Here is a 23750-nt window from a genome sequence, read left to right on the forward strand (position 1 = left end):
TGAATCTCAGAACAAACTCCTCGCCCACCGCCCTCGCGTGGTCAGCCGATGTCTTGGCGCGTCTCTTGGGGAAGTCACCGTGGGCGTGATGCACCCGGCGGTTGAGGCGTAAGGCGCTCCGCTTCCGGGCTGCAACGCTTGGCTGTCATCAGCACTACACCCCCGTCGGCCTCGGCCGGCTGGGCGTTCTCCGTTGGTCCGCGAACCACGATCACCCACAGGACGGGCGGAGTCACCCGCGGGCGGCGACGACCTCCGCCACGGCGTCGAGGCATCGCAGGTCGGTTGTCCCCGGCACCAGGATGAACTCGTCGCACCCGGCCTCCTTGGCACCGTCCAGCACCGTCCGGAGGGCATCCGGGGTGGACGACCCGGCCGTCCGTGCGAACGCCCCGGCCAGCTCCGGGCCGAGGAATCCCAGGTAGCGGCCGGCGAACGAACGCAAGGTGGCGGCACTGTCCTCGATCCCGATGGCGACGAAGCTGCCACTGATCTTGACCGGCGGTGCCTCGCGGTCCGCTTCCTGCCAGCACCGGTCGGCCAGGTCGTTGACCCGCCTGATGGACTGCGCGTCTCCCGCGATGTCGAAACCGCTGATGCCGTCCGCCCACCGGGCCGCCCGGCGCATCGCCTTGGGCCCCATCGCGCCGGCCAGGATGCGGGGTCCTCCGGCCTGCACCGGGAGCGGTCCCACCGGGTCGGCCCCCTCGAAGGGCGGGCGCCCCGCCAACAGGTCCCGCAGCTCCGCGACGTTGGCGTCGAGCCGGGCGTGGCGGCGGGTGAACTCCCGCCCGAGCGCCCGGTAGTCGTCCTCGCGCGCACCGACGCCCACCGCAACGTCGAGCCGGCCGTTCGCGAGCTGGTCGAGGGTGCCGATCTGTTGGGCCACCATCGGCATGGCGTGCTGGGGCAGCACCCACACGTTGGAGAGGATGCGGACGTTCTCCGTCACGGCAGCGCAGGCGGCCAGCGTGGCCACCATCTCGGGATTGGTGAACGTGACGCGCTCCCCCGCCGAGACGCTCGAGAAGGGCCCGGCGTCGATACCGCGTGCCCACGCCACCGTCGTGCCCGGGCCGTAGCCCTCGGCCATCTGCGGGATCGCGACGCCGACTCTCATCGTGCAGCCGCCGGGACGGGGTCAAGGGACATGCGCCGCACGCTACCGGGGATGGGCCCTCAGCACCCGCGACACGGCGCCATCCGGTTGACGAGGGTCCTCGTCCCCGGGGCTCAGACGAGGAGGGTCAGCGGATGGTGGAGCGCGTGCACCAGGGCGCTCATCCATTGGGCGGCCAGGGCACCGTCGATGGCGCGGTGATCCGCCGAGAGCACCATCTCCGACACGGTGCGGACCACGACCTGGTCGTCCACCACGACCGCCGCGGGCCGACCCGCCCCGACGGCGAGAATGGCGGACTGGGGAGGGTTGATGATCGCGGAGAACTCGTCGACGCCGTACATGCCGAGGTTGGAGATGGTGATCGAACCTCCCTCGAGGTCGCGCTGCTGCAGCGTCCCGGCACCGGCCTGCTCGACGTACGTCTTGACCTGCCGCGAGATCGCGGACAGCGAGCTGGCCCCCACGTCGCGGAGCACCGGGGTCACCAGGCCCCGCTCGGCGGCGATGGCGACCGAGATGTCCACGTGGTCGAAGCGTCGAAGCGCGTCCTCGGTCCAGATCACGTTCGCGTCGGGCACCTGCTGGTGGGCCGACGCGACAGCACGGATGACGAAGTCGTTGACCGAGAACTTGGCCCCGGAGGACTCGATCAGCTGCCTGCGCAGCTCCAGGAGCGGGTCGAGGGTGACGCTCCGCTTCACGTAGAAGTGCGGGATGTGCTGCTTGCTCTCGGTGAGCCGGCGAGCGATCGTGCGGCGCAGCCGGGTGTGCGGGACGTCGGTCCAGGCGTCCGCGGACGCCACCTGCGTGGACGTCGGTGCGGACGCCTCGCTGGGGGCGTCGGGCGTCGCGGCCCGACGGTCGGCGATCAGACGCTCGACGTCACGGCGGCGGATGCGCCCGCCCGGCCCCGAGCCGACGAGTCCGTCGGGGGTGAGACCTGCCTCGCGGAGCAGCTTGCGTGCGATCGGGCTGATGAACACCCGGCCACCCGGGCCACCCGCCGACCGGTCCGTCGCCACCGGCTCGACGGCGACGGAGTCGGCGCCCTCCTCCGTGGCCTGGGCGACCTCGACCGGGTCGGAGGTCGGAGCGTCGGGCTCCTGGGATGCGTCGGCGGCACTGACCGTGCCCACGCCCAGCCGGGCCAACGTCGCGTCGAGGTCGGTGCCCACGTCCGAGGACGAGCCGACCAGCGCCATCGGCAGACCCACCTCGATCGTGGCGCCGGGTCCGACCAGGGCCCTCAGGAGTGTCCCGCTCTGGGGGGCCTCCATCTCGAGCACTGCCTTGTCGGTCTCGATGACGGCGATGGCGTCACCCGCGGTGAAGTCGGCGCCCGGCTCGACGAGCCAGTCGGCGACGACGACCTCGGTCGCACCAGCGGCGACCTCGGGGACCAGCAGGAGCTCCGGCATGGGTCTGTGTCCTTCGGTAGGGGGTGCGGGTCAGGCCTGCGCGATGCGGGTGAGGGCGTCGACGACCTCGTCGGTCCGGGCGATGGCCGCGCGCTCGAGCACCTTGCTGATGCTCGGGGACGCCTCGGCGCCGGTGACCCGCTCGATCGGCGCGTCGAGCCAGTCGAAGAACCGTCGTTGGATCTCGTCGGCCAACCAGCCGCCGTACGACGTGCCGACGGCGCCCTGCTCCACGATCAGGACCTGGTTGGTCTTGCGGATGCTCGCTCCGATCGTGTCCCAGTCGATCGAGGCACGGTCGAGCCAGCGCAGGTCGATGAGGTCCGCGGCGACCTCGACCCGGTCGAGCGCCTCGAGGCAGTGGTTGACCATGGTGAGGTAGGAGATGATCGTCAGCTCCTCCCCCGTGCGGCGCACGGCGGCTTTCCCGACCGGGAGCAGGTAGTCCAGGTCGTCGACGGGACCCGTGCCGGTCGAGGTGTAGAGGTCGACGTGCTCGAGGACCACGACCGGGTCGTCGCAGGCCAGAGCCGTGTTCATGAGACCCACGTAGTCGAAAGGCGTGGACGGTGCCACCACGCGGAGACCGGGAGCCGTGGTCAGGACGCCGGCCGGGTCCATCGAGTGCTGGGAGCCGTAGCCCGTGCCGGCCGCGAGCTTGCTGCGCAGCACGAACGGCACAGCGGAGTCGCCACCGAACATGTGCCGGGCCTTCGCGACCTGGTTGAAGAGCTGGTCGGCCGCCACCCACATGAAGTCGGCGTACATGAACTCCACGACCGGCCGGAACCGGCCGTCGAGTGCCATGCCGCCGCCCAGGCCGGCGAAGGCGTTCTCGCTGATCGGCGTGCCGAGAACACGGTCCGGGAACTGGGCGAGCGGCTTCTTGGTGGCGCCGTTGGTCCCGCCCTTGAGCCCGTCGACGTCCTCGCCCATCACGATGATCCGCTCGTCGGTCTCCATCCGACGCGCCATGACGTCGCTCACGACGTCGATGAACCGACGCTGGGCCAGCTCACCGCTGAACGAGTCCTCGTCCTCGAACCGGGAACCCTCGAGCTCGGAGAGGTCGCCGCGGACGCCGACGTCGACGAAGTCGGCGTCGGGCCAGAGCGACCCGATGATCCGTCGCTCGGTGGGCTTGCCGCCCGGGACGGGCTCGAGGAGCTCGTCACCGATCTCCTTCATGGTGGTGTCGATCGAGTTGGTCATCGCGTCGATGTCGGCCTCGGTGGCCAGCTCGCGGGCGATCACCCGGCGACGCAGCTGCGCGATCGGGTCGCGCTCCCGCCAGGAGGCCTCCTCCTCCTTGCCGCGGTATCCGAAGGCCGAGCCCGGGAACGCACCGTTCTGGTGGAAGAAGCGGTAGAGGTCGGCCTCGATGATCGTCGGCCCGAGGCCGGCCCGCATGTGGGCGACCGCCTCGGTCATCGCCGTGTGCACGGCGAGGGCGTCCATCCCGTCCACCCGCCAGCTGGGGATGCCGAAGCCGGGGCCGCGACCTGAGAGACGGGGTTCGCCGGTCGCCCTGGCGACCGGGGTCGACACCGCGTACTGGTTGTTCTCGATGAAGAACATGACCGGGAGCTTCCAGGCGGCGGCCAGGTTGAAGGTCTCGAGGACCGATCCGATGTTGACCGCTCCGTCACCGAAGTACGTGACCGACACCGCGTCGCTGCCCGAGTGCAGCATGTTCCACGCGAACCCGGCGGCCTGCGGCACCCCGCCGCCGACGATGGCGTTGGTGCCCATCGCACCGGCCTCGCGCCACTGCAGGTGCATCGACCCGCCGCGACCGCGGCAGTAGCCGCCGGCGAGTCCGCAGATCTCGGCCAACGTCTTGTGGAGGACCTCACGGACCTCGGTCGTAATCTCCGGCAGGCCGGACGACTTCGGTTCGAGGACGTGGCCGAACGCCTTCGCGAGGAACTGGTGGTGGCCCCGGTGCGAGCCGTTGACGAAGTCGTCGGAGCGCAGCGGCAGGACCGACCCGACCGCACCGCCCTCCTGGCCGACGCTGGAGTGGGCGGGGCCGTGGATCAGGCCCTGACCGGCGAGCTCCAGGACGTACTCCTCGAAGGATCGGATCCACTGGGCGCGCCCGAGGAGCTGCAGGAGGACCTGAGGGTCCGCCGCGTCCCAGTCGGCCCCGGTCGCGGTCAGCTCCACCCACGGCACCGCCGGCGTGAGCTCCTGCCGCTTGGTCATGTGCCCTCCAGCTGATTGATCCATTATGGATGCTTGCGTCCCGTTGTTGTCGGGTACACACTGAACCGTAGACACTGAATGGATACATTGCAAGGAGATCGTGAGATGCGCGCCACATCCCTGCTGTCCGTCGTGAAGGTCGACCACATCGGCATCACCGTCCCCGACCTGACAGAGGCCCACGACTTCTTCGTCGGCGTCCTCGGGTGCGACTACATGTACCGGCTCGGCCCCTACCGCGACGACGACGGACCCTGGATGCGCGAACACCTCGACGTCGACGAGCGCGCCGTCATGGAGCGTCTGCACTTCTACCGGCTCGGCGGCCAGGCCGTCTTCGAGGTCTTCCAGTACACGGCCGACGGACAACAGGTCACCCCACCGCGCAACAGCGACGTCGGCGGCCACCACGTCGCGGTCTACGTCGACGACCTGGATGCGTCCGTCGCGGCCCTGCGCGACGCCGGCATCCGCGTCCTCGGCGACCCGACGACGAGCCGGGGTCCGAGCCGGGGCCAGCGCTGGGTCTACTTCCTCAGCCCGTGGGGCATGCAGTTCGAGCTAGTCTGCTACCCCGACGGCAAGGCGTACGACCGCGACCCGTCCGCCTTCGCCTGATGACCCCGGTCCAGGCACCCCGACGAGGAGGATCGATGTCCGAGACGACCGGCTCCCCGGTGGCCAGCCAGCGGGTGGCCGAGGTCCTGCGCGAGCGCATCCTGTCGGGACGGCTGCGCCCCGGCAGCCGGATCAAGCAGGACGAGCTCGCCGAGGAGCTCGCGACCAGCCGGATCCCGGTCCGCGAGGCACTGCGCATCCTGGAGACCCGCGGCCTCGTCGAGGTGCGCTCGAACTCCGGAGCCTGGGTGGGTCAGATGGACCTGCACGACCTGACCATGAGCTACCAGATTCGCGAGCGGATCGAGCCGCTCCTGCTCGCCGACAGCATGCCCCGGCTGGGCGAGGACGACGTCAGCGACCTGCGGGACCTCCAGGCCCGTATCGAGGCGGGCGGCGACCTGGAGACGTTCATGGTCCTGGACCGGGAGTTCCACTGGCGCACGTACGCCGGGCACCGCACCCCCCAGCTCGCCGGCATGATCGAGCGGCTCTGGGACACCACCCAGCACTACCGGCGGGAGTTCGCCCGGTTGATGGGAGCGCAGGGCGCCTGGGCGGTGAACGCCGAGCACCGGCTCCTGGTCGACGCGATCGCGGCCCGCGACGAGGACACCGCGTGTCGGGTCCTGGCCCTCCACATCCAGCGCACCCGCACCGAGCTGATGCGCCACCCCGAGGTGTTCACGGCCCGGCCGGCGGAGCCGGACCCGCTCTCGTAGTCCGGCCGAGAACCGGGCGCGTCGCCGGAGTCAATCGTGGGCGGCACCGCGGTGCTCAGAGGTCGACCGCCAGGTACCGGGGCTCGAGGAACTCATGGATCCCGGCGAAGCCGCCCTCACGGCCCAGGCCGGACTCCTTCATCCCGCCGAAGGGGGCGGCCGGGTCGGACGCCACGCCACGGTTGACCGCGACCATGCCGCTCTCCATCCGCCGCGCGACGCCGATGCCCTCCCCCGCATCGGCGGCGAAGACGTAGGAGATGAGCCCGAACTCGGTGTCGTTGGCCAGCTCCACGGCCTGGTCGGTGCTCTCGACCGTCACGATCGGGGCCACGGGGCCGAAGATCTCCTGCCGGGTCAGCGTCTGACCGTGCACGACGTCGCGCACCACGCGGGGAGCGATGAAGGCGCCGGTGGCGGGCACCTCGGCCGCGGGACCGGGACGACCGCCCTCCTCGGCCGCCCTCTCGAGCAGGTCCAGGACCTTGTCGCGCTCCCGGATGCTGACGAGGGCGCCGAGGTCGTTGGCCGGGTCGAGGCCGCTGCCGATGCGCAGAGCACCGAGCGCCCGCTCGAAGGCGGCGGTGAACTCGGTGGCCAGCGACTCGTGGACGTAGAACCGGTTGGCTGCCGTGCAGGCGGACCCGCCGTTGCGCATCTTGGCGACCATCGCACCGTCGACGGCCTTCTCGACGTCAGCGCCCTCGAGCACGAGCAGGGGTGCGTTGCCGCCCAGCTCCATCGACGAGGGCAGGGCCCGGGTGGCGGTCAGTGCGAGCAGCAGCTTCCCGATCGGGGTCGATCCCGTGAACGACAGGGTCGCGGTGCGCCGGTCGGCGAGGATCGCCTCGGACACCGGCCCCGGCTCGGACGTGACGACGACGTTCACCACGCCCGCCGGGACGCCCGCCCGACGCAGCACCTCCGCCACCCACAGCGCGGTCAGGGGCGTCTCGGCCGCCGGCTTCAGCACCGCGGTGCATCCCGCAGCCAGCGCGGGCGCGAGCTTGCGGGTCGCCATGGCCGCCGGGAAGTTCCACGGCGTGATCATGTAGGCGACCCCCATCGGCTGGTGGTCCACGATGATCGTCTTGTCGCCGCCGGGCGCCAGCCGGAAATCGCCGGGCACCCGGGAGGCCTCCTCGCTGAACCAGCGGAAGAACTCGGCGGCGTAGGTCACCTCGGCCACCGCGTCGCTCCACGCCTTGCCGTTCTCGAGCACGATCAGCCGCGCGCACTGCTCGGCCTCGGCCGACATGATCTCGTAGGCGCGACGCAGCACCTCGGCCCGCACCCGTGGGGCAGCCGCCGCCCACGGACCGAACGCCCGATGAGCCGCGGAGACGGCCTCCAGACCGTCCGACACGTCGGCGTCCGAGACGTGGGCCAGCACCATTCCCGTGGCCGGATCGTCGACCTCCAGCGTCCGTTCGGTGCGGACCCACTCGCCGTCGAGGAGGAGCCCGGTGGGGACCCCGGTCAGGAACGAGTCCTGCAGCTGGGTCACTGGATCACGATCCCGCCGTCGATCATCAGGAGCTGGCCGGTCATGTAGTCGCTGTCGTCGCTGGCGAGGAAGGCGGCCGTGCCGACCACGTCCTCGGGGTAGGAGTAGCGCTTCATCAGGATCATGTTCTGGGCGAGCGAGTCCATGGACTCGCCCTCCTTGGCGAACTTGCCGATGGCGACGAGGTCCTTGTCCAGCTGCTCCCAGAGCTCGGTGCGCACCACTCCGGGGCCGTAGCCGTTGACGGTGATGTTGTGCTCCATCAGCGCCTTCGCACCGCCCTTGATGAGCGCGAGCACGGCGTGCTTGGAGGCGCCGTAGACGACGACGTCGTCGAAGGTCTCCCGCGACAGGATGGAGCCGACGTTGATGATCTTGTAGGGGTGGTCCTGCTTGCCCTGGGCGACCATCCGGCGAGCAGCCGCCTGCATGCAGTTGAGGGTGCCCCACGCGTTGACGTCCATGATGCGCTGCCAGTTGTCGCGGGTGATGTCCAGGAAGAACAGCGGCTTGTTGATGCCGGCGTTGTTGACCAGCACGTTGATGCTGCCGAACGCCTCGACCGTCGCGGCGACCGCGGCCTCCGCGGCCTCCTGGCTCGTGACGTCGAGCTGCACGTGGGTCGCACGGCCGCCGTCGGCGGCATTGATCTCTGCGGCGACCTGCTCCACGCCGTCGACGTTCACGTCTCCGAGACAGACGTTGGCGCCCTGGGCGGCGTAGTCGACGGCGACGGCGGCGCCCATGCCTTGAGCGGCGCCGGTGATGAGGATGTTCTTGCCGGCGAGTCGTGTGGTGTCCACGGGGTCTCCTATCGGTGGGGTGAGCTGGGGGTCAGTAGGGGCTGGTGACGAAGAGTTCCTGCGCCGGGAAGAGGGTGAGCACGCGAGGCCCGTCCTCGGTGATCACGATCTCCTCCTCGATGCGGGCGGCGGAGAACCCGTCGGTGGCAGGGCAGTAGGTCTCCAGCGCGAAGACCATGCCGACCTGGAGCTCGACCGGCTCCTTCATCGAGTTGAGCCGGGAGATGATCGGGCGCTCGTGCAGACCGAGCCCGAGGCCGTGGGCGAACTGCAGACCGAAGGCCTCCATCTCGCTGTCGAAGCCGAACTCCTCGGCCTTGGGCAACAACGCCGCCACCTCGTCGGTGCCGACGCCGGCCTTGATGCCGTCGATCCCCCGGTCCATCCACTCGCGGGCACGGGTGTACGCGTCGCGCTGCGCCGCCGTCGAGCTGCCGACCGCGAAGGTGCGGTAGTAGCAGGTGCGGTAGCCGTTGAACGAATGGATGATGTCGAAGAACGCCTGGTCGCCGGGCCGGACGATCCGGTCGGTGAAGTTGTGGGGGTGAGGGTTGCACCGCTCCCCCGAGATCGCGTTGACGGCCTCGACCTGGTCCGAGCCCATCTCGTACAGCCGCCGGTTTGCCATGGCGACGATCTCGTTCTCACGGACGCCGGGCTTCAGCGCCTCGGTGATGTCCTGGTAGACGCCGTCGACCATGGCGGCCGCCTGGTTGAGCAGCACGATCTCGTCGAAGGACTTGATGCAGCGTGCGTCCAGCATCGGCTGCTGGGCATCGGCCACCCGGAGGCCCTGGCGTTCCATCTCGAAGAGGAACGGCGGCTCGACGATGTCGACGCCGACCGGCATGTCGGCGACCCCCGCCTCGACCAGGAGGGACGCGATCTCCTTGACCGCCGACTCCATCAGCCCGACCGACGGAGCGACCGCGCCGCGGAACCCGAGGAAGCCCGCGCGGTAGTTGTCCTCCGGCGTCCACTGCGAGTGCAGCTTGTGGTGCTTGACGGCGGACCCGAAGTCCCAGAGCACCGGCTCCTTCCCGCGCGCCAGCAGGGTGTAGCGGATCATCTTGTCGCCCAGGGCGCCACCGATCCACGTCTGCGTGGTGTAGCGGATGTTGTAGAAGTCGAAGAGCAGGAAGGCGCCGCACTCGCTGGCCTCCAGTGCCGCCTTGGCCCGACCGAGCCGGTAGGCCCGGAGCCGGTCGAAATCGACACGGGACTCGTAGTCGACACCCATGTGGCCCGGCGCCGGGACGGGGCGACCGCCGAAGTCCAGGCGCGGAACCTCGAGCCCGGGTGCGTGCTGGGGACTGATGATGCTCACTGTGGTCTCTCTCCGAACGGGTGCGGGGGTGGGGGCGGGGACGTCCCGCCCCCTCCCCCACCTCACGCGTGGGGGCAATGGCCTGCGCGCCGGGCTGCTGCGCCCGGCGCGGGCGGGCGATCACCAGTTGGGCGCGACCTCGGGGTCCGAGGCGTTGGCCGCGGTGACCTTCACCGAGGGCATGAACAGGTCGCCGTCGAGCTCCTCGCCGGCCAGCACCTTCGCCGCGAGGGTGATGGCGTTGCGACCGTCCCACTCCGAGGACTGGAAGACCGTGCCGTCGAGCAGGCCGCTGACGACCAGCGGGTTGCCCAGCATGGTGTTGCCGATCGACGTGATCAGCATCTCCTCGACGTCGAGCCCCTGCGAGCTCAGCGCATCGATGGCGCCCGCCACCATGGTGTCGTCGGCCGCGTAGATGCCCTGGATGTTGTCCGCGCCCGTCGCGGTGAGCATCTCGGACGTCACGGTCTGGGAGTCGTCCTTGTTCCAGTCGCCGGGCTGCGAGGCGACGATCGTGACGTTCGGGCAGTTCTCGGCGATCGTGTCCTCGAATCCGGCCTTGCGGTCGATCGCCGTCGTGTTCCCGGTCAGGCCCTCGACCTGGAGGATGTTGATGTCCTGACCGTCGGCCAGCTCGCACATGATCTCGGCCGAGGAGACACCCTGGCCGTAGGTGTCCGGGCCGGAGTAGCCGGCGGTCAGGCTCTTGTCCTCCTCCTTCACGTCGGAGTTGGTGATCGTCACCGGGATGTCCGCCGCCCGGGCACGCTCCAGACACGGGCGCACGGTGTCGGCGACGGCCGGCCACAGGATGATCAGGTCCGGCTGGGCCGCCACGGCGACCTGGCAGTCGCTGGCCTGCTTGTCGGCGTCGTACTGCGAGTTCGTGATGGTCAGGCTGATGCCCTCCTTCTCGGCCTCGGCATTCATCGCCTTCAGGTACTCGGTGCCGTAGGGCTGGTCGGTGCCCTGGGGCAGGAGTGCGTAGACGTTCTTGTCGCCGTCCGACGCACTGCTGCTGTCGGTGCCGCAGGCGGAGAGCGCCGATGCGGCGAACAGGAGCGCCAGTGCGGCGGTGGTGGTGCGGGGGCTGCGCATGGGGGTGTTCCTTTCGTTGTTCACGGTGCCGTCGCGTCGTGCGACGGCGTGGGCTCTCGGTCGGTCGACCGGCCCCGGAGGCCGCGAAGAGACGTGCGGAGGGAGAAGCTGGCGGCCCTGAGGCTGGCTGGGTCGGTCATGACCGCCAGGAGCAGGACACCGCCGATGAAGATCTGCTGGATGTCGACCTGCACACCGGTGAGGGTGAGTCCGACCTCCAGGGTTCCGAGCGAGATGGCCCCGATCAGGGTGCCAAGGATGGAACCGCGCCCTCCGGTGAGGGCGACGCCGCCGATGATGGCTGCGGCAAAACTGGCGAGCAGCACGGTCGAGCCCGAGGTGGGGTCCGCCGCCGTGCGCTCGAGGGTGTTGATGGCACCGGCGCCTGCAGCGATGACGCTGCACACGACGAAGCCCGTGACCAGACGCCGGTCGACCGGGATCCCCGCGTCCCGCGCTGCCTGGCGGTTGCCGCCGACGGCGTAGAACTCGCGACCGGCGCGCACCCGGGTGAGGAAGAGGTGCAGGACCAGGAAGACGAGGATGAAGATCACGATGCGCGGGGTCAGTGGCCCCACGATCGGGAGCCCGAACGAGATGGCGAAGCTGATGTTCTCGAGCGGGATCGGCTCGGAGTTCGAGACGACGATCGCGAGCCCACGCAGCACGAACAGCATGCCGAGGGTGGCGATGAACGAGTTGATCCCGACCTTGATCACGAAGAAGGCGTTGACCAGCCCCACGGCGACGCCGACCAGCAGCGCGAGGAGCACCCCGACGGCGATGTTGTCCGTCTGCGCCATGACCACCCCGGCCAGGACGGCGGTACTGGCGACGCTCAGGTCGAGCTCGCCCATGAGGATGACCACGGTCAGGCCGAGTGCGACGAGCCCCACGAGAGCGATCCGGCTCAGGGTGACCGGGTAGGCGGAGAAGACCAGCGGCTCGAGGATGACGACGACGACGAGGACCACCGCGAGCAGGGCGACGCCGCGGCCCTCGGTACGGCGACCGAGCGTGCGACGGAGCTGGTCGGCGCGGGTGCCGACGGAGTCGTCGCCGAAGGTGACGCCGTGGGAGGTGCTCATGTCCTGCTCACTTTCCGGGCGAGGGCGTCGACGGACACCGCGAGGACGATCAGGGATCCGATGGCGACCTGCTGCCATCCGAAGTCGGCGCCGGACAGGACCAGGACGTTGGTCAGGACGCTGACGAAGATGACTCCGAGGACCGTCCTGAGCACGCTCCCCCGCCCGCCGAATACGCTGGTGCCACCGATGATGATGGCCGCGAGGGCACCGAAGTCGTAGCCGTCGGACATGGAGCTGACGGCGGTGTTGGAGTAGGCGGCGAGCACGAACCCGGCGATGGTGGCCGCGAACGCGGTGATCATGAAGGCGCCGACCACGACCAGCGGGGTGTTGACCCCGCTCAGCCGGGTCGACTCCTTGTTGCTGCCGAACGAGCGCACCGCGAAGCCGAAGTTCGTGCGGCTCAGCAGGAAGCCCAGGACGATCGCCACCAGCACCAAGACGATCGCGGAGACGGGGACGACGCCGAGCTTGATGTCGCCGAACGACTCGATGGGTCCGTCCGCGGGACCGAAGTAGATGCTGCCGCCCGACAGCCACCGCAGCAGACCGAGTCCCACGAAGGTGGTCGAGAGGGTGACGATCACGGCGTTGGCCTTGAAGTAGCCGACGGCCACCCCGTTGACCAGCCCGTAGGCCACCGAGACGGCGAAGGCGAGAGCGATCGCGACGGGGATGCTGACGGAGTTGCTGACGCCGATGAGGATGACCGCGCTGGTGGCGACCTGGGCGACCACGGACAGGTCCAGGTAGTTGCCGCTGATGACCACGAAGGTCATGCCCACGGCCACGATCCCGATCGGCGCTGCCCGGTGGAACACGTCAGCGATGTTCACCGCCGAGGCGAAGCCGTCGACGAACACGACGGACGCAAGGATGAGCGCGGCCGTGAAGACGACGATCCCCCGCTCGGCCGCCCACAGCAGCGCCGTACCGGTGGCCGACCGGCCCACCGGTTCGACCTGTGCGGCGGCCGGCGGCGCTGCCGCGACCGGGGACTGGGTGAGCTGGTTCATGAGGAGGTGACCATGCTTTCTCCGGCAGCGAGGGACATGACGCTCCGCTCGTCGGCCCCGTCACGGGCGAGGGTGCCCGCGATCCGGCCGTCGCGGATGACGTGGATGACGTCGGAGAGCTCCAGGAGCTCGGGAAGGTCCGAGCTGATGACGAGCACGGCGGTGCCCTCGTCCGCGAGCTCCTGGACCAGGCGGTGGATCTCGGCCTTGGCGCCGACGTCGACGCCGCGGGTGGGCTCGTCGAGCACGATCACGCGGGGGCGGAGGCCGAGCCACTTGGCGATGACGACCTTCTGCTGGTTGCCGCCGCTGTAGTCACCCACGTCGCGCTTCACGTCCGGCGGACGGAGGCCGACCGTGTCGACGAGTGGGCCGGCGAAGGCCTGCTGCTTGGCGGCGCTGGTCACGCCTCCTCGTCCGATGGTGCCGCGGTTGGGGAGGGCGATGTTGTCGCTGACCGACATCGTCAGCGCCAGGCCGTCCTGCCTCCGCTCCTCCGGGACGAACGCGATGCCGTGACGCACCGCCGCCTGGTAGCTGCCGATCCGTCGCCTGCGACCGTCGACGAGGACCGTGACGTCACCGCCGGTGCGCAGGTCGACGCCCAGCATCGCGCGGACGAACTCGCTGCGGCCGGCTCCGACGAGGCCTCCGAGCCCCACGATCTCACCGGCGCGGACGTCCAGGTCGATGCCGTGGACCCTCGGTGCGGTGATCCCCCGGGCCGACAGCACCACGTCGCCGGGACTGCTCTCGCGGGCCGTCTGGTGGACACGCTTGAGCTCGCTGCCCACCATCTTGTCGACGAGGGCGTCGGGCGTGGTGTCGGCGATGTCCATCGTGTCGACGTGCCGGCCGTCCCGCAGGACGGTGACGCGATCGCACGTGGAGAAGATCTCGGGCAGTCGGTGCGAGATGTACACGATCGCCAGACCGGCCCGGGCCAGCCGCTTCAGCATCTGGAGCAGGTAGTCGGTCTCGGCCGGCGTCAGCGTGGCCGTCGGCTCGTCCAGGATCAGCACCCGCGGCTTGCGGGCGACCGCGCGGGCGATCTCGATGAACTGGCGCAGCGAGACGGACAGACGCGAGACCGGCTCGTCGAGGTCGATCGAGACCCCGATCTCCTGCAGGGCCGCGCCGGCGTAGCGCCGCATCTCCTTGCGGCTGATGGTGCCACCGCGGGTCGGGAAGGTGCCGAGCATGATGTTCTCGGCCACGGTCATCTCCGGCACGAGGCTGAGCTCCTGGTGGACCAGGGCGATGCCCGCGTCGAGAGCGGCGCGGGTGCCGCTCTCGATGGGAGACCCGTCGACGAGAACCGAACCCTCGGTCGGCTCCAGGACCCCGGCGAGGATGCGCATCAGCGTGGACTTCCCGGCGCCGTTCTCCCCGACGAGGGCGTAGATCTCTCCGGTGCGTACCGAGACGCTCACGTCGTCGACGGCCACGGCGCCGCCGAATCGCTTCGTGATCGAGACGGCCTCGATCACCACGGCCCCGACTGCTGAGGACAGTTCGTCGCTCACGCGTGGCTCCTTCCGCTCGGAACGTTGTGTGACCACCGTCACGTGGTCTACGTCACAAGCAGAGAATGTACATCAGGAGTGCACACAAGGGAACCTCAGAGAGAACATTTCTCCTCAAAATGTTCTCTCGCAAAGAACAGCGACCTAGGCGCCGCCGTGTTTCCCGGTCGCCGCCAGGCGAGCGGAGGCGTCGTCCTCGGCGTCGTCGCCGGACCTGGGGGAATCGAGGATGAACCACACGGCACGCACCTCGTGCGGCGTCTCGTTCCAGAAGCGATGGGGCACGCCGGAGTCGAAGGCGATGGAGTCCCCCGCCTCCAGCACGGTCGTGTCGAAGCCGACCTGGACGGTCAGTCGACCGGTCAGGATCAGCCCGTACTCGCGGCTGGAGTGCTGGATGAAGTCGATCTGCCGCTCGTCGCCCACGACGGCGGGCGGGTACACGACCTGGATGAACTCCGCGCCGTTCTCGGGCCGTGGGGTCAGGCGTTCCCACCGGGTACCGCCCGCCAGGGGAAGCGTCGGACGGTCACGCTGGCGCAGGACGACTCCGCCGGCCACGAGGTGGTCGAGCCCGCCGTCGCTGCCCGCGCCGGGGCCCGGACCGGGTGAGTCCGAGGCCGCCGGGACTTCGGGGACCGGCAGCACCTCGCCGAACAGGCTGTCCATCGAGATCTCGAGCTCGCTCACGACCCGGTAGAGAGCACGGACGCTGAACGACGCCAGCCCTCTCTCGACCTGGGAGACATGGCTGGGAGAGACCTCCAACCGGCGCGAGAGCTCCCGCACACTGATGCCGGCCGCCTCACGCGCAGAACGGATGCGATGTCCGATCGCGATCCGTTCGGCTGTCGATGGCTGGTGGTCCGTCACGTCGGCACCCCCGTCTGCTTGGTCGCTGTGCGTTGCGTATGCACACACCATACGTGCGGCACCGGTCGAGGAATCTGCGCGAGCGATCGTCCGGCGTCCGGGCGGGCGGGCACCCGCGACGTCACCGGACCCGGTAGTGCAGTCGAACGGCTCCGGAGGGAAAGCGCTGGTGCTCGAGCAGGTCGAGCTCGGCGGACCACCCGGCGGGCAGGGCGGGGTTGCGTCCGCCGAGGACCACCGGCCAGACGAACAGCTCGATCTCGTCGACCAGACCGGCCTCGAGGGCCTGCGCCGCGAGGTGCGGTCCGCCGACCAGGACGTACCCGTCGGCGGACGACTTCAGGTCTTCGACGGCGCCCGCATCGACGTGATCCACCAGGCGGGTCCTCGCGGTCGACGTCGTGGTGAGGGTCGAGGAGTGGACGACCTTGTCCGCCGCCTGCCACACCTCGGCGAACCGGGCGGTGAGGTCGGACCGCTCAGCGAGGGTCGGATCGGTCTCCCAGACGGCCATCGTCTCGTACATGCGTCGCCCGTACAGGTACGTGCCGGCGGAGGCCATGCGCTCGGTGATCGCCACGAACACCTCGTCGTCCGGCGGCGCCCAGCTGAAGCCGCCGCGGCTGTCCTCCGTGAACCCGTCGAGGGACATGTTCGACGTGTAGATCAGTGTGGCCACGATCGCTCCTCGTCTCGCCGCCGGTCGGTGCGCATCACGTCGCGACCCGGGTGCGACGCCAGATCAGGTAGGCCCCCAGGGCCAGCACCGGGTCCAGGATCGCGAAGCCCACCACCAGGCCACCGTCGACGGCACCACTCCACGCGAGCGCGCCCAGGACCACCGGCACGACGGCGCGGTCCACCACGGTGGCCAGCCCGAACGAGGTCGCTCCGGTCCGCCCGCCCATGACGTAGAACCAGCCGATGATCGCCATCACGAAGCCGAGGACCCGCACCAGCCCGGACTCGCCGGCTCGGAAGTCGTCGGCGCCCATCAGGTAGGTGATCTCCGGCCAGCACAGCACCACGGTTCCGAACACGAGGTAGAGCACGCCGTTGGCCACGATGTAGCGCGACAAGGGGGTGGGCCGGCCCGTGGCCGTCAGCTCCTGCACGAACGTCATGCCCGTCACCGTAGTCCTCGCGCGGAGGCGCCGGGCGGTTCTCGAGGCGGAGGCACCTCGGCCCCGGCGCTCGGGACCCGCTAGCGTCCTGCCATGGACATTTCTGGAGCATCAGCCATCGTCACCGGGGGCGCGTCAGGTATCGGCGCCGCCGTCTGCCGCCAGCTCGCCGCCAAGGGCGCGCACGTCGTGGTCGCCGACCTCAAGGAGGAGGACGGGCAGGCGCTCGCGAGCGAGATCGGCGGCGTGTTCATCCGCGTCGACGTGACCGACACCGAGCAGATCAAGACCGCCGTCGCCGCCGCGGAGGAGCTCGCTCCCCTGCGCGTGCTCGTGAACTCCGCCGGCATCGGGTGGGCGCAGCGCACCATCGGCCGCGATGGCAGTTTCGACTCCGCCCACGACTTCGGTGCCTACAAGAAGGTCATCGAGATCAACCTGATCGGCACGTTCGACGCGCTGCGGCTCGCCGCGACCGCGATCAGCCGCACCGAGCCGCTGGAGTCCGGCGAGCGGGGAGCGATCTGCAACCTGGCCTCGGTGGCCGCGTTCGACGGTCAGATCGGCCAGGCGGCCTACTCGTCGTCCAAGGGTGGCGTGGTCGGCATGACCCTGCCGATCGCCCGTGACCTCGCTGCCTCGGGCATCCGGGTCAACACGGTGGCACCCGGCCTGATCGACACGCCGATCTACGGCGAGGGTGAGGCCTCCGAGGCCTTCAAGGCCAAGCTGGGCGAGTCGGTCAACTTCCCCAAGCGTCTCGGGTACCCCGACGAGCTCGCCTCCATGGTGCTGGAGTGCGTCACCAACTCCTACGTGAACGGCGAGACGATCCGCGTCGACGGCGCCATCCGGATGCCCCCCAAGTAGGCCGCTCCCACCACGGCTGGCGTTATCGGTTGTTTTTCGATAGATTTGCATCGACGAACAATCGATTGGAGAAGCCGATGAACCCGTGGGTCCTTCGTACGCTGCGCACCGTGATCGCCGTGGCCCTGGCCGGTTCGGTCGTGGTGCAGGCCGCGCTCGTGGCACTGCTGTGGTGGGACACCGATCGACCGCCGACCGGCATCGACGTGTCGCTGGTGGTGATCGGCGTCCTGGGCGTCGGAACGCTCCAGGTGGTCGGCGTGTGCATCTGGCGACTGCTCACCATGGTGCGCGCGGGGACGGTGTTCTCGCCGCGCGCGTTCCGGTTCGTCGACGGGGTGATCGGTGCGATCGCCGCCGCGTCGGTCCTGACCTTCGCGGTCGCCGTGGTGGCCAGGTTCGCCAACCACGCCACTCCGGGCGACGAGGTGGCGCCCGGCCTCGTCGGACTCGTCTGCGGATTCGCGCTGGTCATCGCCGGCGTGGCGCTCGTCGTGTACGTGATGCGCACGTTGCTCGTCCAGGCGGTCGGGTTCGAGGCCGAGGCACGGACCCTGCAGTCCGAGCTGGACGAGGTCATCTGATGCCCATCGTCGTCGACGTCGACGTGATGCTCGCGCGGCGCAAGATCGCCGTCGGCACGCTCGCAGACCTCGTGGGCATCACCCCCGCCAACCTCGCGGTGCTCAAGAACGGACGGGCCAAGGCCGTGCGCTTCAGCACCCTCGCCGCGCTCTGCGAGGTGCTGGAGTGCCAGCCCGGCGACCTGCTGCGATGGGTGCCCGAGGACGACGTCGAGGACGCCGACCGACAGGTCACTGCGCCGCGGGCATCACCGTCCTGACGTCGACGAGCTCGCGGGAACCACCCTCGCCGTGCTCGCACTCGCACCGCGACGGATCCGGCTCAGTCCTTCCGGCGGTCCTCCTTCTTGGACGCAGCCAGGTCGTCCAGACGGTCGGCGTCGGCACGAGCCTCGGTGGCGGCCTGCTCGCTGCTGCGGGCGTCGTCCACCTCGGACGCGGCCTTCGTGCGGGCGGCCTTCTTCCTGGCCCGGGCGGCGGAGTCGGCCCGTGCCTTGCGCTTCTTCGCATCGCTGGCGCGGTCCTCTGCCCGCTGGTCGGCGACCGCCTTCCTCGTCGCCGCGGTCCTCTCCGCCGTGGTCGACGCCTCCCGCTTGCCGAGCGCCTCCGCCGCGTCAGCCTCGGCGAGACCCGCCACGGCCTTCTCCTGGGCCGAGGTCCGTTGATCGGAGGCTCGACGACGGCCCGTGGAGGACACGTCCCGCGCTTCGTCGCGCCGTGCGGCGGCCTCGCGCTCCAGACGGGCCGCCGACACGACACGGTCCGACCGGTCGAGCCGGTCGGCGCCACGCCGGGCGATGGTGTCGTTGCCGAGCAGGGTGCCCGCGAGCCGGTCCGCCGTCCCCAGGGCGCGGTCGAGGACGACCCGGGGGCCGGAGGTCTCGGGAAGGCGGTCGGACAGACCCCGGTCGGCCACCCGCAACGGCAGGCGGGCGAGCTCGTAGGGGATGGTGGCGATGGTCCTGATCATGGTGGTCCTCACTTCTCGGTGCGGGCGCGCAACTCGGCGGCGTGCTGGTCGGCGACGGCGGCCTCGCGCTCGAGGCGCTGCCTCTCGGCCGCGGCCTTCTGCTCGGTGGACTCGGCTGCCGACTCGAGGGTCTCGGCCTCGGTCAGACGGGACTCGGCGACCTGCTCGGCACGCTGTTCAGCCGCATCGTGCCCTCGAGCCTCGGTCGCGGCGGCGTCGCGCGCCGCAGCCAGGTGCGCATCCTGCCGCTCGCGCTCGGCGTCGGACACCTCGCGGTCGGCCCGGCGACCGGCTGCGTGCTGTTGGTCGGCGACCTCACGGTCAGTCTGCTGAAGGTCCTGCACCGCCTCCGAGCGCTTGACGTCGGCGACGGCCTCATCGGCGATTGCGGCCTTGCGGCGGTCGGCCTCGGCCTGCTGGATCTGCCCCTCCTCCACCAGCTCGTCGTTCCCGCTCACCGCGCCGGCGACCTCCTTGGCCTTGCCCTTGACGTGGTCGAGCAGTCCTTCCCTGGACTCTGCTGCGTTGTCATCGGTCATGAGGGACGCGTACCCCGCCACGGGGGCTGACACACGCAGGACCACGTGAGCCGCCTCTCACGGGCCTGGTCGGGACCGGGATCGTCCGGCTGGCCGGCCGAGGCCCACGATGCGAGGCTGGGTCCGCCCGGACATGATGGCGAAGCAGCCAGTGTCGCCCGCGCAGCCCGCCCGGGCACCCCGACGAAAGGTCCCGCCACCCGTGAGTTCCCTCGATCCCCACCTGCAGGACGTCTACGACCGCGTCCTCGCCCGCAACCCCGGCGAGGACGAGTTCCACCAAGCCGTCATGGAGGTCCTCGAGAGCCTGGGTCCGGTGCTCGACCAGCATCCGGAGTACGCCGACGGCGCCGTGCTGGAACGTCTCTGTGAGCCCGAACGACAGATCATGTTCCGGGTGCCGTGGACCGACGACGAGGGACGGGTGCAGGTCAACCGCGGCTACCGGGTCGAGTTCAGCTCGGCCCTGGGTCCGTACAAGGGCGGGTTGCGGTTCGACCCCAGCGTCGACCTGGGCATCGTGAAGTTCCTCGGTTTCGAGCAGACCTTCAAGAACGCCCTCACGGGCCTGCAGATGGGAGCCGGTAAGGGCGGGGCCGACTTCGACCCCAAGGGCCGCTCCGACGCCGAGGTCATGCGCTTCTGCCAGTCGTTCATGACCGAGCTGTACCGGCACATCGGCGAACAGACCGACGTGCCGGCCGGCGACATCGGGGTCGGCCAGCGGGAGATCGGCTACCTGTTCGGTCAGTACAAGCGGATCACCAACCGCTACGAGTCCGGCGTGATCACCGGCAAGGGCCTCGACTGGGGCGGATCGGAGGCGCGCACGGAGGCCACCGGCTACGGTCTGGTGATCTTCACCGCTGAGATGCTGAAGGCCGACGGTGACTCCCTCGAGGGCAAGCGGGTCGTGGTCTCCGGCTCGGGCAACGTGGCCGTGTACGCCATCGAGAAGGTGCAGCAGCTCGGCGGCACGGTCGTCGCCTGCTCGGACTCCAGCGGCTACGTGGTCGACGAGAAGGGCATCGACGTCGAGGTGCTGAAGCAGGTCAAGCAGGTGCGGCGCGAGCGGATCGAGGCGTACGTCGACGCCCGGGGCGGCGACGCGCGTTTCGTCGCGGACCGGCCCGTGTGGGAGGTGCCGTGCGACATCGCGCTGCCGTGCGCCACCCAGAACGAGCTCGACGTCGACGGCGCACGCTCCCTCGTCGAGAACGGCTGCCAGTTGGTGGCCGAGGGCGCCAACATGCCCACCACCCCGGAGGCCTTCGACGTCCTGGCCGAGGCCGGCGTGAGATTCGCCCCCGGCAAGGCGGCCAACGCCGGTGGGGTCGCCACCAGCGGGCTGGAGATGCAGCAGAACGCCTCGTTCGAGGCCTGGACGTTCCATGACACCGAGCAGCGACTCACCGAGATCATGCGGGGCATCCACGAGCGGTGTCTGACCGCCGCCGAGGACCACGGCAGCCCGGGCGACTACGTCGTCGGCGCCAACATCGCCGGGTTCGTCACCGTGGCCGACACGATGCTCGCGCTGGGCGTGGTCTGAGCCGGCTCAGTCGTCGAGCCGGCGCCGAAAGCTGGCGCGCAGGGTCAGGAAGCCGGTGACCCCCAGCGCGAGGAGCGCCGGCACGAGGAACAACGGATACGCGATCGTGTCCTCGAAGTCGGTGGTGCGCTGCAGCACGATGATGATGATGTTGACGACCACGCTGCCGTAGAAGGCCGCCGCGAGGCGGGGGTCCAGCGGGGGTCGACGCTCCGGTTGCATGCCGGTCATCGTAGGTGAGCCGCTCCTGCGAGACTGCCCGGGTGACCAGCACGGACGTCGTGGACCGCTGGCTGGCGACCTGGCGGCACCTGCGTGACCTGCCGGCCGAGCAGATGGACGGATGGCCGCTGGTGCGGGTCGGGTCGGTGACCCGGGAGACCGAGCTCATCTGCACCGATCCCGGCGTCGAGGAGTTCGAGCGACTGCAACGACGCGTCGCGGGTGATCCTCGCGCGATGTTGACGGTGGTCGGCACCGACCTCGCCGGCTACAGGGCGAGGCCACCGATCGAGCGCGTGCGGGTCGACCGCGACGACGAGACGCTCATGTCCACGACGCTGCGCCCGCTCCCCCGCGCCACGCTGCCGGACGGGCTGACCGAACGGTGGACCGTGGAGGGCCCCCGCGTCACCTACGCCGTGGAGAGCGGGGAGCGCATCGTCGCCTCGGGCACGACGGGGGTCTGCGGTCGCGACATGACGCTGGACTCCGTCGAGACGATCCCGTCGCACCGGCGTCGCGGCCTCGGACGACTCGTGATGGCCCGGCTCACCGACCGTGCGACCGTCCTCGGCGCGACGACCGGCGTGCTGGCCGCCTCGGCCGACGGGCGTGCCCTCTACGAGGACCTCGGATGGACTGTCGAGGCCGAGCTGCTCTCCCTCATGGGCACCGCCGAGAGCTGACCTCGCCCTCCCGCTGGCAGTGACGTTTCGGCCCCGAATTCGCCCGATCAGGGGCGAGAACGTCACTGCCAGCGGGGAGGTGGGGTCACCCGGCGAGGGTGCGGCGCATCGACTCGTCCCACGGGGTCGGCTCGAGGCCGAAGTGGGCCCGTGACACCGCGTCGTCGAGCACGTAGGGAGCGGTCCACTGGTACGACAGGTCGGCGAGCTCCTTCAGCATCGGCACGACCGCCCCGATGGTCCGCACCAGACGGGGTCGGAGCACGGAGATCTTCGGCTCCGGGAGGTCCCCGACGCGGGCGAGGTCGACCAGCGCCTGACGCTGGGTGCGGGGAGCTGCCGAGGGAGCGTGCCAGACCCGGCCCCAGGCGGACTCGTCCGCACCGGCGGCGACGAGCAGGCGCGCCATGTCCAGCACGTCGGTGAAGGTGTGCGGCTGGTCGGCGTCGAACAGCACCCACGCCCGCTTGCCGGCGCGCAGGGTCCCGACCTGTCGGGACACGTGGCCGTGGTCGCCGACCCCCGTCCCCACGTAGTCCGAGCCGCGGACCTCCACCGCCCGGATCCGACCCGCCTCGTGGGCCGCACGGGCGTCGGCCCACATGGTCGCGCGGAGGCGGCCCTTGGTGTCGGTCGCCGTGTCGGGCGTCGACTCGGTCATCGGTGCGCCGACCGGGCCGTAGGGGTACAGGTTGCCGGTGACGGCGAGCACGGCGCCCGAGCGCTCCGCCGCGGTCAGCAGCGACGCCGCCAGCGGCGGCCACAGGGCCGACCAGGTCGTGTAGTCGGTGGGATTCGCGCAGTTGTACAGCACCGAGGAGCCGCTGGCAGCAGCGCTGAGAGCGTCGGTGTCCGTGGCGTCGAGGGCGAGGTGCTGCACCCCGTCGATGCCGGTGTCGGTTCCCGAACGCGTCGCCACGACCACCTCCGACCCTCGGGCAGCGAGCAGCTGAGCGACGTGACGGCCGACGGGCCCGGCGCCGACGACGAGATGGCGATCGGTCATGGTGTCCTCCTGGACGCTTGGCGAGAGCACCGCTCTCGTTTCCAGCATGACAGTCTCACGTCGCCAGCGCAAGAGCATTGCTCTCGTTTGTTGCGGATGCTCTCGCAACCCGGCAGAGTGAGCGCATGACACCTCCGGAGCCACCCTCCGCCCCGCGGACCGCCCGCCAGCGGGCCCGCGAGCAGATCACTGCGGAGATCCTCGGCGCCGCCCGCACCCAGCTGACCCGGGTCGGACCCAGCGAGCTCTCCCTGCGCGAGGTCGCCCGCGACGTCGGCATGGTCTCGTCGGCGGTGTACCGGTACGTCTCCAGCCGCGACGAGCTGCTGACGGCACTGCTGGTGCTCGGCTATGACGAGCTCGGCGCCGCGGTCGAACAGGCCGATCGCCAGGTGACCGACCGGTCCGACCACCTCGGCCGGTGGCGCGCGGCCTGCCGGGCCGTCCGGACGTGGGCGTTGGCGCACCCGGGCGACTACGCGCTGCTGTACGGCTCCCCGGTGCCGGGCTACGCCGCACCCCAGGACACCATCGGGCCGGCGACCCGCACCACGGTCGTCCTCGTCACCATCGTCGTGGACGCCCACGCGGCGGACCGAGCCCCGAGGGCGTCCGACGACTCGTCCTCCACCGACCTCGCACGGACTCTGGGCGCCGCCGTCGAGTTCGTCCGCTCCCACGGGATCGGCGACGACGTGCCTCCCGAGCTGGTCCTGCGGACCCTCATGGGCTGGACGTCGGTGTTCGGCACGATCTCGTTCGAGCTGTTCGGACACCTGGTCGGTTCGGTCAGCGACACCGCGGCCTACTACGACGAGGTCATCACGCGGCTGGCCGCCGACCTCGGGATTTCCTGACGACTGC

The 23750-nt window shown here is 70.3% G+C and carries 25 protein-coding genes; 8 read left to right on the forward strand and 17 right to left on the reverse strand.

Features of this window, described 5'->3' with window-relative positions:
• Positions 1 to 232: 232 nt before the first annotated feature.
• The 3 genes from HMPREF0063_RS07940 to HMPREF0063_RS07950 form a co-directional block, all read right to left on the reverse strand.
• Entirely contained in the window at positions 233 to 1120 is an 888-nt protein-coding gene (locus HMPREF0063_RS07940) for an LLM class flavin-dependent oxidoreductase (protein ID WP_007078149.1), read from the reverse strand.
• Positions 1121 to 1233: 113 nt separating this feature from the next.
• A complete protein-coding gene (locus tag HMPREF0063_RS07945; RefSeq protein ID WP_007078150.1) occupies positions 1234 to 2541 on the reverse strand; it encodes a dihydrolipoamide acetyltransferase family protein in 1308 nt (435 codons plus the stop codon).
• Between the two features lie 30 nt (positions 2542 to 2571).
• A complete protein-coding gene (locus HMPREF0063_RS07950; protein ID WP_007078151.1) occupies positions 2572 to 4749 on the reverse strand; it encodes an alpha-ketoacid dehydrogenase subunit alpha/beta in 2178 nt (725 codons plus the stop codon).
• A gap of 105 nt (positions 4750 to 4854) precedes the next feature.
• Here HMPREF0063_RS07950 and HMPREF0063_RS07955 point away from each other — a divergent pair, with 105 nt between their 5' ends.
• Entirely contained in the window at positions 4855 to 5367 is a 513-nt protein-coding gene (locus tag HMPREF0063_RS07955) for a VOC family protein (RefSeq protein WP_007078152.1), read from the forward strand.
• A 35-nt stretch (positions 5368 to 5402) separates the two neighbouring features.
• Positions 5403 to 6089, forward strand: a complete 687-nt coding sequence (locus HMPREF0063_RS07960; protein ID WP_007078153.1) for a GntR family transcriptional regulator — start codon at positions 5403 to 5405, stop codon at positions 6087 to 6089.
• A gap of 55 nt (positions 6090 to 6144) precedes the next feature.
• Here the strand turns inward: HMPREF0063_RS07960 and HMPREF0063_RS07965 are convergent, their stop codons facing one another.
• From HMPREF0063_RS07965 to HMPREF0063_RS08010, 10 genes are all read right to left on the reverse strand, one after another.
• Positions 6145 to 7596: an NAD-dependent succinate-semialdehyde dehydrogenase gene (locus HMPREF0063_RS07965; protein WP_007078154.1), complete on the reverse strand. Its 1452-nt coding sequence runs from the start codon at positions 7594 to 7596 to the stop codon at positions 6145 to 6147.
• Positions 7593 to 8399 (reverse strand): SDR family NAD(P)-dependent oxidoreductase, encoded by an 807-nt coding sequence (locus HMPREF0063_RS07970; protein WP_007078155.1) that lies wholly within the window; start codon positions 8397 to 8399, stop codon positions 7593 to 7595. Before HMPREF0063_RS07970 ends, HMPREF0063_RS07965 begins: the two co-directional genes overlap by 4 nt.
• 31 nt (positions 8400 to 8430) lie before the next feature.
• Complete coding sequence (locus HMPREF0063_RS07975; RefSeq protein ID WP_007078156.1) at positions 8431 to 9726, reverse strand: M24 family metallopeptidase; 1296 nt, start codon at positions 9724 to 9726, stop codon at positions 8431 to 8433.
• Positions 9727 to 9846: 120 nt separating this feature from the next.
• Positions 9847 to 10827 (reverse strand): sugar ABC transporter substrate-binding protein, encoded by a 981-nt coding sequence (locus tag HMPREF0063_RS07980; RefSeq protein ID WP_007078157.1) that lies wholly within the window; start codon positions 10825 to 10827, stop codon positions 9847 to 9849.
• Between the two features lie 20 nt (positions 10828 to 10847).
• Positions 10848 to 11915, reverse strand: coding sequence for an ABC transporter permease (locus HMPREF0063_RS07985; RefSeq protein ID WP_156794071.1), 1068 nt, complete (start codon positions 11913 to 11915; stop codon positions 10848 to 10850).
• Entirely contained in the window at positions 11912 to 12934 is a 1023-nt protein-coding gene (locus tag HMPREF0063_RS07990) for an ABC transporter permease (RefSeq protein ID WP_007078159.1), read from the reverse strand. The genes HMPREF0063_RS07985 and HMPREF0063_RS07990 overlap by 4 nt, the downstream gene beginning before the upstream one ends.
• Positions 12931 to 14460, reverse strand: a complete 1530-nt coding sequence (locus HMPREF0063_RS07995) for a sugar ABC transporter ATP-binding protein (RefSeq protein ID WP_007078160.1) — start codon at positions 14458 to 14460, stop codon at positions 12931 to 12933. Before HMPREF0063_RS07995 ends, HMPREF0063_RS07990 begins: the two co-directional genes overlap by 4 nt.
• A gap of 144 nt (positions 14461 to 14604) precedes the next feature.
• On the reverse strand, positions 14605 to 15333 hold the full coding sequence (locus tag HMPREF0063_RS08000) for a helix-turn-helix domain-containing protein (RefSeq protein ID WP_211208720.1): 729 nt from the start codon (positions 15331 to 15333) through the stop codon (positions 14605 to 14607).
• A 121-nt stretch (positions 15334 to 15454) separates the two neighbouring features.
• Positions 15455 to 16012 carry a dihydrofolate reductase family protein gene (locus HMPREF0063_RS08005; RefSeq protein WP_007078162.1) on the reverse strand — a complete coding sequence of 186 codons (558 nt, stop codon included), beginning with the start codon at positions 16010 to 16012 and terminating at the stop codon, positions 15455 to 15457.
• Positions 16013 to 16046: 34 nt separating this feature from the next.
• Complete coding sequence (locus HMPREF0063_RS08010) at positions 16047 to 16457, reverse strand: hypothetical protein (protein WP_007078163.1); 411 nt, start codon at positions 16455 to 16457, stop codon at positions 16047 to 16049.
• A 93-nt stretch (positions 16458 to 16550) separates the two neighbouring features.
• Between HMPREF0063_RS08010 and HMPREF0063_RS08015 the strand changes: the two genes are divergently transcribed.
• The 3 genes from HMPREF0063_RS08015 to HMPREF0063_RS08025 all read left to right on the forward strand — a co-directional run bounded on the left by HMPREF0063_RS08015 (position 16551) and on the right by HMPREF0063_RS08025 (position 18171).
• On the forward strand, positions 16551 to 17327 hold the full coding sequence (locus HMPREF0063_RS08015; protein ID WP_007078164.1) for an SDR family NAD(P)-dependent oxidoreductase: 777 nt from the start codon (positions 16551 to 16553) through the stop codon (positions 17325 to 17327).
• A gap of 77 nt (positions 17328 to 17404) precedes the next feature.
• Positions 17405 to 17911 carry a DUF2975 domain-containing protein gene (locus HMPREF0063_RS08020; protein ID WP_007078165.1) on the forward strand — a complete coding sequence of 169 codons (507 nt, stop codon included), beginning with the start codon at positions 17405 to 17407 and terminating at the stop codon, positions 17909 to 17911.
• Complete coding sequence (locus HMPREF0063_RS08025; protein ID WP_007078166.1) at positions 17911 to 18171, forward strand: helix-turn-helix domain-containing protein; 261 nt, start codon at positions 17911 to 17913, stop codon at positions 18169 to 18171. Before HMPREF0063_RS08020 ends, HMPREF0063_RS08025 begins: the two co-directional genes overlap by 1 nt.
• Positions 18172 to 18233: 62 nt before the next feature.
• Here HMPREF0063_RS08025 and HMPREF0063_RS08030 read toward each other — a convergent pair whose 3' ends face one another.
• Both HMPREF0063_RS08030 and HMPREF0063_RS08035 read right to left on the reverse strand, forming a co-directional pair.
• Positions 18234 to 18881 carry a hypothetical protein gene (locus HMPREF0063_RS08030; protein WP_040320185.1) on the reverse strand — a complete coding sequence of 216 codons (648 nt, stop codon included), beginning with the start codon at positions 18879 to 18881 and terminating at the stop codon, positions 18234 to 18236.
• 8 nt (positions 18882 to 18889) lie between these two features.
• Positions 18890 to 19420 carry a hypothetical protein gene (locus tag HMPREF0063_RS08035; RefSeq protein ID WP_040320679.1) on the reverse strand — a complete coding sequence of 177 codons (531 nt, stop codon included), beginning with the start codon at positions 19418 to 19420 and terminating at the stop codon, positions 18890 to 18892.
• A gap of 202 nt (positions 19421 to 19622) precedes the next feature.
• On the opposite strand from HMPREF0063_RS08035, the gene gdhA reads away from it, so the two are divergent.
• Positions 19623 to 20972: an NADP-specific glutamate dehydrogenase gene (gene gdhA / locus HMPREF0063_RS08040; protein WP_007078168.1), complete on the forward strand. Its 1350-nt coding sequence runs from the start codon at positions 19623 to 19625 to the stop codon at positions 20970 to 20972.
• A 6-nt stretch (positions 20973 to 20978) separates the two neighbouring features.
• Here the strand turns inward: gdhA and HMPREF0063_RS08045 are convergent, their stop codons facing one another.
• On the reverse strand, positions 20979 to 21194 hold the full coding sequence (locus HMPREF0063_RS08045; protein WP_040320186.1) for a hypothetical protein: 216 nt from the start codon (positions 21192 to 21194) through the stop codon (positions 20979 to 20981).
• Positions 21195 to 21235: 41 nt separating this feature from the next.
• Between HMPREF0063_RS08045 and HMPREF0063_RS15760 the strand changes: the two genes are divergently transcribed.
• Positions 21236 to 21880 (forward strand): GNAT family N-acetyltransferase, encoded by a 645-nt coding sequence (locus tag HMPREF0063_RS15760; protein ID WP_007078170.1) that lies wholly within the window; start codon positions 21236 to 21238, stop codon positions 21878 to 21880.
• An 85-nt stretch (positions 21881 to 21965) separates the two neighbouring features.
• On the opposite strand, the gene HMPREF0063_RS08055 is transcribed toward HMPREF0063_RS15760, so the two are convergent.
• Positions 21966 to 22886, reverse strand: coding sequence for an NAD-dependent epimerase/dehydratase family protein (locus HMPREF0063_RS08055; RefSeq protein WP_040320187.1), 921 nt, complete (start codon positions 22884 to 22886; stop codon positions 21966 to 21968).
• Between the two features lie 125 nt (positions 22887 to 23011).
• On the opposite strand from HMPREF0063_RS08055, the gene HMPREF0063_RS08060 reads away from it, so the two are divergent.
• A complete protein-coding gene (locus HMPREF0063_RS08060) occupies positions 23012 to 23743 on the forward strand; it encodes a TetR/AcrR family transcriptional regulator (RefSeq protein WP_007078172.1) in 732 nt (243 codons plus the stop codon).
• The last annotated feature ends 7 nt before the right edge of the window (positions 23744 to 23750 follow it).

This window comes from Aeromicrobium marinum DSM 15272 (assembly GCF_000160775.2).
In the GTDB taxonomy this organism is placed as follows: domain Bacteria; phylum Actinomycetota; class Actinomycetes; order Propionibacteriales; family Nocardioidaceae; genus Aeromicrobium; species Aeromicrobium marinum.

Excerpts from the sequence above, each read along its gene's own strand:
- HMPREF0063_RS07940 (WP_007078149.1), bottom strand. The coding sequence starts at position 1,120 with ATGAGAGTCGGCGTCGCGATCCCGCAGATGGCCGAGGGCTACGGCCCG.
- HMPREF0063_RS07945 (WP_007078150.1), bottom strand. The coding sequence starts at position 2,541 with ATGCCGGAGCTCCTGCTGGTCCCCGAGGTCGCCGCTGGTGCGACCGAG.
- HMPREF0063_RS07950 (WP_007078151.1), bottom strand. The coding sequence starts at position 4,749 with ATGACCAAGCGGCAGGAGCTCACGCCGGCGGTGCCGTGGGTGGAGCTG.
- HMPREF0063_RS07955 (WP_007078152.1), top strand. The coding sequence starts at position 4,855 with ATGCGCGCCACATCCCTGCTGTCCGTCGTGAAGGTCGACCACATCGGC.
- HMPREF0063_RS07960 (WP_007078153.1), top strand. The coding sequence starts at position 5,403 with ATGTCCGAGACGACCGGCTCCCCGGTGGCCAGCCAGCGGGTGGCCGAG.
- HMPREF0063_RS07980 (WP_007078157.1), bottom strand. The coding sequence starts at position 10,827 with ATGCGCAGCCCCCGCACCACCACCGCCGCACTGGCGCTCCTGTTCGCC.
- HMPREF0063_RS07985 (WP_156794071.1), bottom strand. The coding sequence starts at position 11,915 with ATGAGCACCTCCCACGGCGTCACCTTCGGCGACGACTCCGTCGGCACC.
- HMPREF0063_RS07990 (WP_007078159.1), bottom strand. The coding sequence starts at position 12,934 with ATGAACCAGCTCACCCAGTCCCCGGTCGCGGCAGCGCCGCCGGCCGCC.
- HMPREF0063_RS08010 (WP_007078163.1), bottom strand. The coding sequence starts at position 16,457 with ATGACGTTCGTGCAGGAGCTGACGGCCACGGGCCGGCCCACCCCCTTG.
- HMPREF0063_RS08015 (WP_007078164.1), top strand. The coding sequence starts at position 16,551 with ATGGACATTTCTGGAGCATCAGCCATCGTCACCGGGGGCGCGTCAGGT.
- HMPREF0063_RS08020 (WP_007078165.1), top strand. The coding sequence starts at position 17,405 with ATGAACCCGTGGGTCCTTCGTACGCTGCGCACCGTGATCGCCGTGGCC.
- HMPREF0063_RS08025 (WP_007078166.1), top strand. The coding sequence starts at position 17,911 with ATGCCCATCGTCGTCGACGTCGACGTGATGCTCGCGCGGCGCAAGATC.
- HMPREF0063_RS08030 (WP_040320185.1), bottom strand. The coding sequence starts at position 18,881 with ATGATCAGGACCATCGCCACCATCCCCTACGAGCTCGCCCGCCTGCCG.
- HMPREF0063_RS08035 (WP_040320679.1), bottom strand. The coding sequence starts at position 19,420 with ATGACCGATGACAACGCAGCAGAGTCCAGGGAAGGACTGCTCGACCAC.
- HMPREF0063_RS08045 (WP_040320186.1), bottom strand. The coding sequence starts at position 21,194 with ATGCAACCGGAGCGTCGACCCCCGCTGGACCCCCGCCTCGCGGCGGCC.
- HMPREF0063_RS08055 (WP_040320187.1), bottom strand. The coding sequence starts at position 22,886 with ATGACCGATCGCCATCTCGTCGTCGGCGCCGGGCCCGTCGGCCGTCAC.
- HMPREF0063_RS08060 (WP_007078172.1), top strand. The coding sequence starts at position 23,012 with ATGACACCTCCGGAGCCACCCTCCGCCCCGCGGACCGCCCGCCAGCGG.